Origin of the sequence: Paraburkholderia sp. BR14374 (genome assembly GCF_040948685.1) — a bacterium.
GTDB lineage: Bacteria > Pseudomonadota > Gammaproteobacteria > Burkholderiales > Burkholderiaceae > Paraburkholderia > Paraburkholderia youngii.
The window spans coordinates 232592-246792 of the sequence record NZ_JBFPKF010000004.1 but is presented as its reverse complement, the minus strand read 5'-3'; the positions used below and the strand labels follow the sequence as shown (position 1 = coordinate 246792).

Genomic DNA, 14201 nt, shown 5'->3' with positions numbered 1-14201 from the left:
GCTGAGCGTGAGCCGCAAAGTCCGCTCAACCGCCTGATTCCGAGAACTCCTCGGAGGTCTCGCTTGCTGGCGAGTTTCGCCAACGGCGGGCAGAATGCCTTGCTGACCGATAGTTTTGGAGCTTATAAGTGGCAATAGCGAAGGCAGGAAAGAAGACGCCCCACTCTCGGGCAGAGAATCACGCGCCGGAGGGCGTACAGGGGTATCAGCAGCGCGTTAGCAGAGAAAAGCGTGCACTGATACTCGAGGTCGCAATTGCAAGTTTTCTGGAAAACGGATACGACGCGGCCACGATGGATTCCATCGGCGATCGCGCAGCGGTGTCATACGCGACGCTGTACAAACATTTTCCCGGTAAGGATATCCTCTTCACCGAGGCGATGGACCATCTCTTCCATCAGTTGTTCGCACGCTGGAAGGATCACGCCGTGCCGCCGGAAGTCGAGTCGGGCTTGCGTGAGATTGCACGCGCTTACAACGAGCTTGTTTCCGAGCCCAACATGATTGGCGCAATGCGACTGGTCATTGCTCAAGTGCGAAGCTTTCCCGACATGGGACTGCGCTTACAGCGCGCGAAAGATCTCTTCAGCGACGTAACGGATGCCTGGTTGGCAAAGCGGGTGGAAGAAGGCTGCCTGAAGATTGCCGACGTGCGGCTCGCACGCGCCGAGTTCATCGGCATGTTGGGAGAAACGCTTTACTTTCCCCGTCTAATGCAGATCGATCATGCGATCTCCGACGAAGACGTTGAAAGGATCATCGGCAGCGCAGTCTCCACGTTCCTGATGCGCTATCGCGCGCATTGAATAACGCGTCGCCACACGTACCCCATGGTGGACAAGGTCAGAAAACGTGGCGCAGGCCCATGTTGATGCCCACCGTGCTGCCGGCCGGAGCGGACAGTTCACCGGTAACCGAAAAGCCGGTGGTTTCTGCGCCGTGATTGTTCACGATCGCGGCCTGTGCATAGACCAACGTACGCTTCGACAGGTCGTACTGTGCCCCGATCGAAGCCAGTAGGGAATGGTTGTTCCTGTTGTCGGGATCAGTGATGTAATTGATAGCGGAATTCAATGTCAGTGCCGGTGTCGCACGATACTCGATGCCACCGCCATAAACGTTGTTGTTGAGCGAACTCTTTACCTTGTAGTTGGTGAGCGACGCTTTCAATATCACCGAGCCGAAGTTGTACGATGCGCCGATCACCCGTCCCTCAAAGGCAACCGTCGAAGGTATTGGCGTTACGGTCGCGCTGCCGGGATTGGAGTCATAGATCGCCGCAGTAATCAACAGAAAGCCGAGAGAGTATTCCAGGCTACCTGAGTATGCGCGTCCGGCCTGGAACGAGCCCGCGACGTTGCCGAGTGACAGCATGGCGCGTCCGCGCAGCCCCGCAAAGTCCGGGCTCGAATAGGTGATCGCATTCGGCGTGAAGATACCCGTGGCGGCAACGTTGTGCGCATAGATCGCCGCGCTGCCGCCGAAGAACGAGAATTCGCGCGGATCGAGCGCAACCACAGCAATGAGGAATGGCGAGAACTGAAGACCGGTCTTGATTTCGCCGTATCGACTGTCTAGTGCGATCCATGCCTGACGACCGAAGAAATTGCCGTTCGAGTCATTGAAACCGCCGGTGGGAACGTTGATGCCGCTTTCAAGCTTAAAGGATGCTTTAAAGCCGTCACCGAGGTCTTCGCTGCCCGTCAAGCCAAAGCGCGATGGCTGCCAGCCGCCATTCAACAGCGAAACCTGACTGCCGCCATTCTTCATGGTCGCCGGATTCAAAGTCTTGTTCGTATAGAGGATATCCTGATCGAGCGCCCCATAGAGCGTGACGCTGCTCTGGGCATGCGCCCCATTGGCAAAAACGACGCCTGCTGCTACGGAGAGGGTGCGAAATCCGCGGTTATGACGGACGGGTGTCATATATAGCCTCCAATTTATATGTAGTAGTACCTAGTATTTTATAAATGAAACGATTCATAAAAGGAGCTTGCTCACATCTTCGGATGATCCGACGCGTTCTGACTTATGAATCTGCCCCCTGCCCGTCTTTGGCAAGAGCCCGTTTCCGGCCCAAACCTGATGGCGACAAGCCCGATCCAGAATGCTGCCGCAATTAAAACGCCGACGACGTATATTCCACATTTCGCCAATGCCAGTGAGACCGCCAATGGACCTGCTGCTGTGAATATACGAGCGACGTTCCAGGTAAATCCCTGACCCGTTCCACGAACATGCAATGGAAAGAGTTCCGTTAGATATAGCGCGAGGATTCCGAATCCTCCGATCGCGAATAATCCGAACGCAAACATTGCCAGATGGAACATCGTCAGTGTTTTGGCGACCGTGACGAGCGCGATCGTCGCAACCCAGGCACCTGCACAGAAGAGCGCATAAACTACCCGTCTGGATATGCGTGGATTCCATGCGACTAAAATCAGCGTCAATCCAAACCCAAGAACTGCCCCGACGTTGGCCCACGTAAATGAGATGGAGGTTTGCCTCATAAATTCGGCATCGCCCGCCGATTGAATAAATTTTCTTAGTAGCGCGGGGATAAGCACAGTTGTCCCCCAGCTACCAATCATCATTGCTGCAGCGACGAGCGAGCCGACGATCGTACGACGCCTTAATGGCGTTCGGAATATCACCGACAAGGAACCCATTTTGGGTCCGGCGTGTTGGATTTCAGCAATCCGCGATTCTTTCCAACGCTTTGATTCCGGGGTCACGAACCGAAGACCGAGACTGACGACCGCGGGAACGGCGCCGACAGCGAGCACCCAGCGCCATCCAAGTCCGGCCAAAAGAATTCCGAGCGCTGACGCAATAATCAGTCCGACGACATTTGCAAACTGCATGACCTGGACCGCTTTTGCCCGATGTTTTTCCGGCCAGGTTTCTACGACAAGCGAGGCGCCAGCGGCCCACTCGCCACCGATGCCAAAGCCCGCCAACATCTGGAGCAACAGGAGTTGATGCCAGCTTTGCGCGAGCGCACTGGCTGCGGTGAAACCTGAGTAGATCAGCATCGTGCCAAGCATCACGCGTGCGCGACCGAATTTGTCCGCCAACACGCCGAACGTAATGCCGCCAATGCCCCAGCAAAGCAGCTTCGCACCAACGATCATCCCCTGGATCTGTGAAGCATCAGCGTGCGACGCGCCGAGAAGATCGTGGAGGGCCGGCATGATGACGACCACGATCAGGTACACGTCCATGGCATCGAACATCCAGCCCAAAAAGGCCGAGCCCAAAACTATCCACGCTGCCCTGCCTACTCCAGGTTTGCCGGAATCCACGCTTGCAGCAGCCGTCTCCAGCGAAGTCGAGTTGACTCGCATGTGTTCGCCTCCAAATGTTTTCGATATTTTTCTATGTGCTTGTTTAAGCTCGGGAGAACATCCCTCGCAACCATTGCGTCAGAGCGCGCAACGCAAGTCCCAAGCCGCCCACTGGTGCGCGCTCGACCATGGCAGGTGGATTGGCCGCGGCGGGTGTAAGGTCCGCCACAGCCAAGGGAGCCGCCGGCTCCGGCGCCAGCTTCGCCTCGAGGTTTTTGGCGAAATCGCCGATCAATGTCTCCGCCACCGCCTGGATAACGCTTTTCGCGCGACCGAATTGCGCGACAGTGCCGCTCAGTTCGGTTTTGGCTTCAACCGTGGTCACGCTGCCCATCCCTTCCGGCAGGACTTTCAAGAGGATCTTCGACTCGGCGCGTCCGCGGCCGCGCCGGTCCTGGCCCTGGGCATCGGCCGCCGCGCACCAGTTTGCCTCGTCCAATTCGGTGTATAGAAATTGCCCGGCAAATTCCAGTTGCATGGGGCCAAGGCGGACCTGAACCACGCCCTTGCAGGCATGTTCATCTAGCGCCTCGACACTCATTACCCCGGGGAAGCAATGGGCAACCCCCTCGACGTCCTTCAGAGCATCCCATACCTGTTGAGGCGGGAGCGAGAGCTTAAACTGACATATGACATGCGAAGCCATCAGGAATCCTTTATGTTCGAGGCCAAAAATTCAAGGACGCCGGCAATAAATCGCTCAGGCTGATCAAGGCAAGAGAAGTGCCCTGCTCCTTCCAGTTCCAGTGTCCGGCAAGTGGGAAGCAGTGCGCCCAGTGCACGCATGCGCTCGGGCGTAGTGCTGATGTCGGCCGTACCGCTCACGAGCAAAGCGGGCACATGCAATCCCGGGAGTTCAGCGGTCAGGTCCTGCGTCAGAATCGAGCACAACGTGGCGACATAGCGTTGTGATCCCAGTGCCAGGGCGTCACCCAAGTAGTCGGCGTACGCGGACGAGGCGGACCCATCTGCAAGTCGGCTGGCAACATACTCGGAGGCGAAACGCTCATAGCCGATCTCGTCGATGCGAGCTTTAGTCTGGGCAAGGCGCTCCTTTGCGTCGGGAAGAGCACCCGCGGAGGTGTTCGCCAGCACCAGGGCCGCGACCCGGTGCGGAGCCGCCAGCGCCAGGTGCATCGCCGCCTGGCCGCCCATGGATATTCCCAAGACAGCGCAGCGCGTGATGCCCAGGGCGTCGAGAAGGGCCAGTGCGTCGTGTGCCATCCCTTCGACCGTATAGGACATGGCGTCGGTACTGGCACCATGCCCGCGTGCATCGCAGCGAAGCACGCGATAGTGGCGAACAAGTTCCGCCGCCGCGCCATCCCACATACGCAGGCTACCCGCAAGGCTATGCAGACACAGAACGGGATAGCCGCGGCCTTCGTCAACGAAAGCGATGCTGTGCGTGCCGAGGTCCAATTGCTGCGTTGGCGTGCCGTGTTTCATCTTGCGGCCGTATGCGATCGATTGACTGTCATCAGCAAACCCGCCAAGCGGCTTGCCAGCACCCGCTCAGTGCCGGGCCCAAGTGTGACGAATTCCTTGACCGTAGCATTGACGATGCGTTGCTGATTCGCCATCCCTGCGAGCAGCGAGTCCGCTTCCTGAGGGAGCCGGCTGTCCGGCACCACATGGCTAACCAAACCAAACTCCCGCGCCGTACGAGCGTCAACCGCCAGCGCGCTGTGTATCAGGTAGGCTATCGCCTTGGGGGGGACACGGCCGCGTAACGCCGACATGGCGAGCGTGGGCGGAATGCCGCGCAGGATCTCCGGCAGTGCGAACTGCGCCGACTCCCCGGCAAGCGTGATATCGCATGCGGCCGCGAGCGCACAACCGAAGCCGAATGCACGCCCCTGCACCACTGACACTACAGGCAACTCGCAACGGTCAATCGCCGCATACAGGTCAAGGATCGGCATCAAGAACTGCTGGTGAATCGCGTAGGCCGACAGTCCTTCACGACTTTCGCCCTCGCCGTTACGTCCAAGGCAGAAGTCCTCGCCCTGCGCCTCGAGCAAGATCACGCGCACCTCGGGGTCGGCTTCCAGCTCGGCAAGTGCCGACTGCAATCCGCGAATAATGGCCAACGAGACTGTATTGCCATCGTCTGGACGGGCGAGGCACAGGCGGCCGATGCCTGAACCTGCGCTCCACTCGAAACCCGCTTCCAGGCTCATGCGACCTCCTTGCTAGCGGGCATCCATTCGCGCACGATATCGGCGGCCAGCAGGCGTTGAATCTCGGCCTCGCTCTTGCCGAGCAACTCGGCCAGCACCTCGCGCGTACCTTCGCCAAGTGGTGGCGGGTACCTATGTGTCTGATCAGGGTGCGAAGCCACCTTGATCGGATTGCCGGCCACCTGAAGCTGTTCGGCCGCCGGGCCCTGCAGATCCAGCACCATGCCGCGGTGACGCACCTGAGGGTCAGTCATGACCCTGTCCAGCGAGTTGACCACGCTCACGGGCACCTCGTGGGCCACCAGGATCTGCACCCATTCGTCGGCATTACGCGATACGAATGCGCTCTCCAACGCATCCCAGATGCGCCGTCTCTGGTCGTAGCGCCCTTTACGGCCGCTCAATTCGGGGTCATCGCGCAAGTCTGTGCGGCCAATCGCCTCGCATAGCGACTGCCACATGCGGTCGGTATTTGCAGTAACCACGACTTCCATGCCGTCGCGCGCAGTGAAGGCGCGGTAGGACGGTATGGATTCATGCTCGCGCCCCTGGGTTCCAGGCACCTTGCCCGATGCCAGGTAGTAGGCCGCTTGATACGACAGCATCGCCACCTGGCAGTCCAGCATCGCGATATCGAGATATTCGCCCAGCCCGGTTTCCTCGCGCCGCAGCAGTGCGGCCAGGATGCCGATGACCGCGTACAGGCCAGCGGAAATATCGGCTAGCGGAATGCCCGCCCGGACTGGCTTGCCATCCCGTTCGCCGGTCAGGCTCATACCGCCGGACATGGCCTGCACCACCATATCGTAGGCCGGCCGTTCCGCATACGGGCCATCTTGCCCGAAGCCACTGATGGAGCAGTAGACGAGCCGCGGATTGATCTCCTTCAGCCGCTCGTAGGTGATACCGGAGCGAGCCATCGCGCCGGGCTTCAGATTCTCGATAAAGACGTCGCTTCTGGCCACCAGTTCCTCCAGCAGCTTGACTCCTTCTGGCGTTCTGTAGTCCAAAGCAATACTGCGCTTATTGCGATTGCAACTGTGGTAATAGGCGCTGTCTTCGCCGATAAAGTTGGGCGGCAATACCCGGGTGTTGTCGCCGGTAAGCGGTTCAATCTTGAGCACCTCCGCACCCAGATCACCGAGGACCTGGGTGGCATAGGGACCGGACAGGAACAGGGTCATGTCGATCACTCGCAGCCCCCGAACCAGAGCGACGCCTTTGAGTTGTTCATGCCACATGGTGCTGACTCCGTGAAAGTGCGTTGGCATCCGCGGGAGCGCCGAGGCTGCGCGAAAGATGGAGGGCGGCGTCCTGTAGCGCCGACAGCAGGGTTCGCTCCGTTGCGGGCGGCACGCGCATTTCCGGCGCGACAAAGGTCAACGCTCCCACTACCCCGATCACGTCGAAAACCGGGACTGCAATGCCGAACGCCCAGTCGGTGTAGTGGCCACGCGAGGTCGCGTACCCCTGTTGCCGGATCTCACGCGCCTCCCTTGCCCACGTCGCCCAGGCCGGCACCTTGCGCCCGGTACGTGATACGGGTGCGCGAGCCAGCACGTCGCGCTGCTCGGGCTCCGGCATCCAGGCCAGAATAGCGCGCGCGGCGGCGCCCCACATCAGCGAGCGCGGCTCGTGCAGATGGAAGCTATAGCGAAGCGGCTGCGAACTGACGGCCTGCTCGGCGAAAATCATTTGCCCCGTGTTCGGGATGCGCACGGAGAACAGTGCTGTCTCGTCGCAACGCGAGACCAGCTGTTGCACCAAAGGGCGCGCCAATTCCACCAGCTTGACCCTGCTCGCGGCCAACGAGCCCAGCCGATAGAACTCGAAGCCAACCCGGTATTGATGGTTAGTCGTACGCTCCACCCAGCGCACCGTTACCAGTTGATCCAGTAGGCGGTGCACACTGCTCGGCGCCATGCCCAATGCACGTGAAATGGCGCTGATCGGCATCGCGACTTCGCTTTCGCACAGCACCCGCATAATCGCGGCGCCGCGAGCAAGCACGCCATCGGAAACAGAGATCATTGAGATATTCATCGCGTTCCGGCTGCCTTCAGTTTTTCGACCAACCTCATGGGTGTGATCGGAACCTGCGTAATGGTCACGTCGAAATGTTTCAGCGCGTCCTCGATGGCAGAGGCAATCGCTGCCGTCACAGGCAGCGTGCCGCCCTCGCCTGCGCCTTTGACGCCTAGTGGATTGAGTGGCGAGGGTGTCTCCGTGTGCAGCACTTCGATTTCGGGGATATCGCTTGCCAGCGGCAGCAGATACTCGCCGAAATTGCACGAAAGCAACTGCCCCGACTCGTCATAAACCAGTTCTTCGAGCAACGCATTGCCGATGCCGTGCACGACACCCCCGACGACCTGCCCGTGGACCACCATCGGATTGATCTGCCGGCCGCAATCATCTACGACTACATAGCGCAACAGCTTGACGGCGCCGATCTCCGGGTCCACTTCGACTTCGACGACATGGCAGCCATTGGAAAAGGTGGACTGAGCCGGCGAGAAATAGCTGGTGTGCTCGAGACCGGGTGTCATGCCTTCGTCGAGCGAGTAACCAGGCATACCGACGCCTACTACGGCCAGCCGGGCCAGGCTGATGCTGCGCTCCGGCGCACCGTCGACCGACACCATGCCGCCGGCCAGAACAATTTGTCCTGGCTTCGCTTCAAGCACTTTTGCCGCCAGTGCCTGAATCTTCCGCCTCACTTCATCGCAAGCCAGGTGCACGGCGTTTCCTGCGTTAACCGCGCTACGCGCGGCAAAGGTACCAATACCGAGGGAGATGCCCTGGGTGTCGCCGGTCACAATCTTCACTGCTGCTGGCTCCACACCCAACTGGTCGGCGGCAATCTGCGCCAGTGTCGTATGGTGCGACTGGCCCTGCGGCGCAGCGCCGGTGTAAACCACGATACTCCCGTTAGTGCCGATCTTCACCGTTGCGCCTTCGTAAGGTCCAAGGCCGGTGGCCTCCACAAAGTTCGCGAGGCCGATACCCAAATAGCGCCCTTTCGCCCTGGCGGCCGCCTGACGGGCAGGAAAGCCGGCCCAATCTCCGTTCTGGAGCGCCAGTGCCTGAGTACCGGGATAGTCGCCGCTGTCATAAAGCACGGGGCTGCCATCGCGTCCGATCACGCGGCAGTTAAAGGGCATCTGCTCGGGACGGATAAAGTTGCGCCGGCGGACCTCGCTTCGGTCCAATCCGAGTTCTTGCGCCACCCTGTCCATGAGCCGCTCCATCGCGAAGACCGCCTGTGGCCGACCCGCGCCGCGTACCGGGGTAGTGGGCACCTTATTCGTAAAGAAGGATTTGAGCGTCAGCGCGAAGGTTGGAACGACGTAAGGCCCCTGGAGCGTCGTCATGGAGATCCAGGGAAGGACAAGACCCCAGGGCACGTAGGCGCCGGTGTCATGGGCCAGTTGGCCACGAAGCCCCAAAATACGCCCTTCCTGGTCGACAGCCAGCTCCAGGTCCCATTTCTGGTCACGCTCCTGGTGCGTGGCGACAAAATTCTCGCGCCGGTCCTCGATCCACTTCACGGGACGCCCCAGCAGTTGCACGCAGTGCGTAATCAACGCGTACTCCGGGTAGAACGAGCCTTTGGGACCGAAGCCTCCGCCCACGTCGGACGGCGCCACGACACGCACCTGGTCGTCGGCCAGACCGAAGAACTCCTGCAAGATGCGTTTGATCCGGTGCGGTGCCTGCATCGCGCCGTAAAGCGTAAAACTCTTGCCCAGGGACGATGGCACCGCGACACAGCCGCGCGTTTCCATAAAGAAGGCGCCCCCGCGGTGTTGATCGAAGCTCGCCTTGATCACCTTATGCGCACGGGCAAAAGCGGCGTTGCAGTCGCCATCGGCGAACAACGCTTCGCCTGCGAGGTTCGATTCGATCTCCAGGTGCGCCGTGGGCGCGCCGGCCTCGCTTGCCTGGTCCAGGGACGCCACCGCCGGCAAGGTTTCGTATTCGATATCCACGAGATCGGCCGCATCCTCGGCCAGGGCGCGTGCGAGCGCCACGACGACCGCCACGGGCTCGCCAACATATCGCACCTCCTTATCGGCCAACGCATACTGCGTGATCGGGTGCCGGATCGCCGGATTTGGCACCACCAACGGCATCGGCTTGATCTTCAGGCAGTCCGGCAATTCATCGAACGCAAAGGCAACCACGACGCCAGGCGCGGATTGGGCACGCGTCAAGTCGATGGCTCGAATGCGGCCGTGCGGTATCGGGCTGCGCAGAATAAAGGCGTGCAGCAGGCCGGGTATCTGAATATCGTCGACAAAGCATCCGGTGCCAGTCACCAGCGCCGCGTCCTCCTTGCGGGCAACGGGAGCACCGAAGTGGATGCCGGTCATGTTGTCGCGCTTCATGCCGAGACTCCATCCGCGCGTTCTCGCGTCAGTTCGCGCACTGCCTCGACGATGTTCTGGTAGCCGGTACAGCGGCACACGTTGCCCGAGAGCATGTCGCGGATCTCTTCGTCGTTTGGCAGGTAGCCGGGCGGTAGCTGGTCCAGCCAGGCATCGATCGTCATCAGGAAACCGGGCGTGCAGAAACCGCATTGCAGTGCGTGATGTTTGCTGAATGCGCGTTGCAGCGGCGACAGCGCATCTGGCTTGCCCAGCGATTCGACGGTCGCGACCTGCTTGCCGTTGATTTGCACTGCCAGCATCAGGCAGGCGCGCACAGCGGCACCTTCCACTTGCACGGTGCATGCGCCACAGGCGCCGTGCTCGCAACCCACATGGGTGCCGGTAAGGCAAAGGTCGTAGCGCAGAAAGTCAACCAGCGAGGTCCGCACGGCGACGGTACGTTCGACCTTTACGCCATTGACGGTCGCGGTAATGTCCGCTTCGTTCATGCGATGCCTCCGCGTGTCATGCGCGCATGCGCGGTAAGCAGCCCGCGTCGCACAAGCACCTGCGCGAGGTGCCGTCTGTACTCCGCGCTGACGTACGCATCCGAGCCAGCTTCGAGATCGACCGCACTGCCTGCCGCGTGGCGGAACAGATCTTCGCAACCGACTCGACCTTCCAGCAGGGCCTCGGCTGCATGCAGTCGGATCGGGGCGTCACCGCACCCGCCCAGTACGATCGATGCGCGCGCGATCCTGCCGCCCGCGCCTGGCGCCAGCAGCACAGCCACGCTTACGATGGCGAAGTCGCCGTGCCGGCGCGCGAACTCGGTGAAAGCCCAACCGTGACCACGCGGCCATGCGCGCAGACGAATCGCGGTCAGCATCTCGTGCGGCTCAAGACTGGTCACCAGGTAGCCCAGTGTCCAATCAGCCATCGCGATCTCGCGCGTTCCATCGCTGCTCTCTACGGTGAGTCTGGCGTCGAGCGCTGTGCACACGGTGGGCAGTTCCGCCGCCGGGTCGGCATGACAAAGCGAGCCGCCTATCGTGCCCCGGTTGCGGGTCTGCAAGTGGCCGACATGGCCCAATGCCTCGACCATCAGAGGCATGGCCTCGCGCAGTTGCTCCGAGCGCAGCAAGTCGCGTTGACGCGTCATTGCACCAATCGCGAATTCGGCGCCGTCGGCGCGGATGGCGGCAAGGTCCGCGAGACCGTTGATGTCGATCAGGTGGCTGGGCTGCGCAATGCGAAAATTCATCATCGGCATCAGCGACTGCCCACCTGCAAGCACCTTGGCATTGGGTTGCTCCGCGAGCAACGCCAGCGCCTCTGATCGGCTACGCGGCGCGTGGTACTCGAATGCGATGGCTTTCATCGTCGACTCACAGCGTAAAGATACTGATGGCGCAGGCGCCGTGGTCCAAGCCCGAGATGCCCCCGCCTGTGCAGTGCGCCAGTCCCACCTTTGCACCTTCTACTTGCCGGCCCTTGGCCTCGCCGCGCAATTGCCAGACGATCTCGGTGATTTGAGCAATGCCGGTGGCGCCCACTGGATGGCCCTTGGACAGCAGGCCACCGCTTGGATTGACCGGGATGCGCCCTCCCACAGAGGTAGCGCCGCTTTTCAGCAGCTGAATCGCTTCGCCTTGCTGGCAGAAGCCAAAAGCCTCGCAGTACAGCAGCTCGGCGATCGTAAAGGCGTCATGTACCTCGGCGACCGAGATATCGTCCGGGCCGATGCCTGCCTCCTCATACGCATCCTTGGCGCCGCGCACCGTGATCTCGGGCGTGGTCATGTCGCGGAAGCCAGTCATGTACTTGCCGGAAGTGAGATGCGACGTGGCGACCCACACCGGCTTGCGGCCGGAGGCTGGGACGCATTCCGCGGCACACAGCACCACAGCAGAAGCGCCGTCGCCAGTCGGGCAGCAGTGCATCAGCGTGAACGGCTCCGCGATAGGACGGGCGTTGAGCACCTGCTCCAGCGACACTTCGTTGCGCAACTGCGCCCAAGGGTTGAGTGCCCCGTGCTTGTGTGCCTTCACTGCCACCTGCGCCAAGTCTGCGTCCGAGATGCCGTGCTCATGCATGTAGCGACGCGCGCGCATCGCATACATCACCGGCATGCTCATGCCGACCGACACCTCGTGATCCTCCGGCTGTCCTGGCAGAACACCGCCACCCAACGATGTGAGCTTGTCGATGCCCAGCACCAGGGCGACATCGCAGAGGCCGTTGGCGATCGCCAGCCACGCTTCCCGAAAGGCAGTGGCGCCGCTTGAACAAGCGTTCTCGCAGTTCACCACCGGGATGCCCAGCAAGCCCAGCGGGCGCAACACACGCTGGCCAACCAGACGACCGCCATACGCGGAACCGCAATAAACGGCCTCGATTTGCTTGCGATCGAAACCGCTGTCTGCGATCGCCTGCTTGACAACCGGCCAACCAAGGTCTTGCAAAGTGGTGTCAGGACGCTTGCCGAATTGGCTCATGGCGACACCGGCAACAGCGACGCGACGGAAATTGTTACGACTCATCGCGCTTACTCCGGAAGGAAGCAGTGGGCGTAAACCGGCTCGCCGTTGGCGTCGTTACACACGATGCCGATACCAACGCGGACAGTGGAATCGAGTTCGGGCCTCCAACCCTCCGGGCTCTGGACGATCCCGGCCACACGTACGTTGCGCTCCTTGAAGTCGACGAATGCCAGCACATAGGGGGTCTTCCAGCCAGCGCGGCCGGAATGCACCACTGAGTAGGTATAGACGGTGCCGGTTGATGGCACCTCGATCTTGTCGATCGTCTCCTCCCAGCATGCGGGGCAAACCTTGGGCGGCGGAAATACCGATTGGCCGCAATGACGGCAGACACCGGCCATCACTCGCGGCGAGCCGTCGGGGGCATATGCAATGCTGCCCGGAATGGCCCAGACCGGGCGCTCAATGCTGTCGGGGATAACGTGGCTCATAAGTCAAACTCACTGGTGGAATTGGACGGGTTCGCTAACGGCGAGCAGGATCTTGCCGGCATGCCCGCCGCTTTCCATGCGCTCATGCGCGCGGGCGGCCTCAGCCAGTGGATACTCGGAATCGATGTGCAAACGGATCGCGGACAGATCCAGCCAGTGCGCGCCGGTCAGCGCTGCAGCAAGCCGGGCTTTATGTTCGCGCGGCAGTTGCCGCAAGCGCGAGGCGGTAATCCACACCTGGCGTGTCATCAACGCTGCACCATTGAGCGGCACTGGCTCGCCGGAGGATGAAGAGAGGTAAATGATGCGACCACCATCAGCCGCGAGCTTCGGATTGGAATTGAAGTAGCACAAGCCCGAGAGATCCAGGATCACGTCCATCCCATTGCCTACCGCTTCTTGCAGGGCGGGAAGAAAGTCAGGCGCACGATAGTTGAAGGTACGGGCCGCACCGAAACTGGCACTCAGTGCACGCTTCTCCTCGTTGCCGCAGGTTGACCATACTTCTGCTCCACCCATGACGGCGAGCTGCGTGGCAATCAAACCGACCCCACTCGTGCCACCATGGATCAGCAGCCGCTCGCCGGGCCGCAGCCTGGCCAGTTCGATAAGGTTGTACCAGGCGGTAAATAGGCCCTCGGGCAACGCGGCTCCGGTACGCAGTTCATCGGTCGGCCAGGGCAGGGTCAGCGCTGCGTCGGCCAAACACATCTCGGCATAGCCACCGCCATCGACCAACGCGCAGACGGAGTCGCCGGGCCGGAAGTTCTCTACGCCAGGCCCGCAGGCCATCACCTCGCCCGCCACTTCGAGACCTGGGATATTCGCTGGCAGCGTGATATTGGGATGGCGCGCCGACGCCCGCTGGTTGCAGTCATGCCGGTTCACGCCAGCGTAGGAAACACGAAGCAGGAGCTCACCTGGTCCCGCTTGTGGCTGCGGGCAGATGATCCCCTGCAGTACCTCCGGGCCGCCCGCGCGGGAAATATGGATCGTTTGCACAGCCAGTCCGCTCCTGTCGCTCGTCTGGCTAAAAAGATACGGCAGGCATTCCGCTGTATCAAAACTTATATTCCGGTCAGCGGAATCGCCGTTCCGATCATCAGCGCTCACCAAGCGAACTACTTACTGGCATAAGGGAGGCGCAACGAATGGCGGATTGATTATTGGATTCCGTCTAGCGGAATGTGGTGCCATCCGGCGTGCGAGAATTTTGCGCGCTGCCCGATCCACCACGGCCGTCAGGTACACGAAACCAGACGCTATCGAAATGCAGCAGGTGATTTGCCCGCTTCAGCTGCCAGTCGACGAGCACGAGCTGTGG

Annotated in this window: 14 protein-coding genes; 1 reads left to right on the top strand and 13 read right to left on the bottom strand. The window is 61.0% G+C overall.

The window, feature by feature from the left end:
- The first annotated feature begins 128 nt into the window (after positions 1 to 128).
- Complete coding sequence (locus AB3X86_RS11350) at positions 129 to 806, top strand: TetR/AcrR family transcriptional regulator (RefSeq protein ID WP_368596044.1); 678 nt, start codon at positions 129 to 131, stop codon at positions 804 to 806.
- A gap of 37 nt (positions 807 to 843) precedes the next feature.
- On the opposite strand, the gene AB3X86_RS11345 is transcribed toward AB3X86_RS11350, so the two are convergent.
- The 13 genes from AB3X86_RS11345 to AB3X86_RS11285 form a co-directional block, all read right to left on the bottom strand.
- Complete coding sequence (locus tag AB3X86_RS11345) at positions 844 to 1926, bottom strand: porin (protein ID WP_368596043.1); 1083 nt, start codon at positions 1924 to 1926, stop codon at positions 844 to 846.
- Positions 1927 to 1997: 71 nt separating this feature from the next.
- On the bottom strand, positions 1998 to 3347 hold the full coding sequence (locus AB3X86_RS11340) for an MFS transporter (protein ID WP_368596042.1): 1350 nt from the start codon (positions 3345 to 3347) through the stop codon (positions 1998 to 2000).
- Between the two features lie 43 nt (positions 3348 to 3390).
- Positions 3391 to 3993, bottom strand: a complete 603-nt coding sequence (locus tag AB3X86_RS11335; protein ID WP_368596041.1) for an SRPBCC family protein — start codon at positions 3991 to 3993, stop codon at positions 3391 to 3393.
- Positions 3993 to 4796 (bottom strand): alpha/beta fold hydrolase, encoded by an 804-nt coding sequence (locus AB3X86_RS11330; protein ID WP_368596040.1) that lies wholly within the window; start codon positions 4794 to 4796, stop codon positions 3993 to 3995. The genes AB3X86_RS11335 and AB3X86_RS11330 overlap by 1 nt, the downstream gene beginning before the upstream one ends.
- Complete coding sequence (locus AB3X86_RS11325; protein WP_368596039.1) at positions 4793 to 5530, bottom strand: enoyl-CoA hydratase/isomerase family protein; 738 nt, start codon at positions 5528 to 5530, stop codon at positions 4793 to 4795. The genes AB3X86_RS11330 and AB3X86_RS11325 overlap by 4 nt, the downstream gene beginning before the upstream one ends.
- A complete protein-coding gene (locus tag AB3X86_RS11320) occupies positions 5527 to 6771 on the bottom strand; it encodes a CaiB/BaiF CoA transferase family protein (protein WP_368596038.1) in 1245 nt (414 codons plus the stop codon). The genes AB3X86_RS11325 and AB3X86_RS11320 overlap by 4 nt, the downstream gene beginning before the upstream one ends.
- A complete protein-coding gene (locus tag AB3X86_RS11315; protein ID WP_368596037.1) occupies positions 6761 to 7573 on the bottom strand; it encodes an IclR family transcriptional regulator in 813 nt (270 codons plus the stop codon). Before AB3X86_RS11315 ends, AB3X86_RS11320 begins: the two co-directional genes overlap by 11 nt.
- Complete coding sequence (locus tag AB3X86_RS11310) at positions 7570 to 9921, bottom strand: molybdopterin cofactor-binding domain-containing protein (protein ID WP_368596036.1); 2352 nt, start codon at positions 9919 to 9921, stop codon at positions 7570 to 7572. The genes AB3X86_RS11315 and AB3X86_RS11310 overlap by 4 nt, the downstream gene beginning before the upstream one ends.
- Entirely contained in the window at positions 9918 to 10412 is a 495-nt protein-coding gene (locus tag AB3X86_RS11305; protein ID WP_368596035.1) for a (2Fe-2S)-binding protein, read from the bottom strand. The genes AB3X86_RS11310 and AB3X86_RS11305 overlap by 4 nt, the downstream gene beginning before the upstream one ends.
- The gene (locus AB3X86_RS11300) at positions 10409 to 11284 is read right to left on the bottom strand and encodes a xanthine dehydrogenase family protein subunit M (protein WP_368596034.1); all 876 of its coding nucleotides are present in this window, start codon (positions 11282 to 11284) and stop codon (positions 10409 to 10411) included. Before AB3X86_RS11300 ends, AB3X86_RS11305 begins: the two co-directional genes overlap by 4 nt.
- A gap of 7 nt (positions 11285 to 11291) precedes the next feature.
- Positions 11292 to 12446: a thiolase family protein gene (locus AB3X86_RS11295; RefSeq protein ID WP_368596033.1), complete on the bottom strand. Its 1155-nt coding sequence runs from the start codon at positions 12444 to 12446 to the stop codon at positions 11292 to 11294.
- Positions 12447 to 12451: 5 nt separating this feature from the next.
- Positions 12452 to 12877: a Zn-ribbon domain-containing OB-fold protein gene (locus tag AB3X86_RS11290; RefSeq protein WP_368596032.1), complete on the bottom strand. Its 426-nt coding sequence runs from the start codon at positions 12875 to 12877 to the stop codon at positions 12452 to 12454.
- Positions 12878 to 12886: 9 nt separating this feature from the next.
- Positions 12887 to 13879: an NAD(P)H-quinone oxidoreductase gene (locus AB3X86_RS11285; RefSeq protein ID WP_368596031.1), complete on the bottom strand. Its 993-nt coding sequence runs from the start codon at positions 13877 to 13879 to the stop codon at positions 12887 to 12889.
- Between the last annotated feature and the right edge of the window lie 322 nt (positions 13880 to 14201).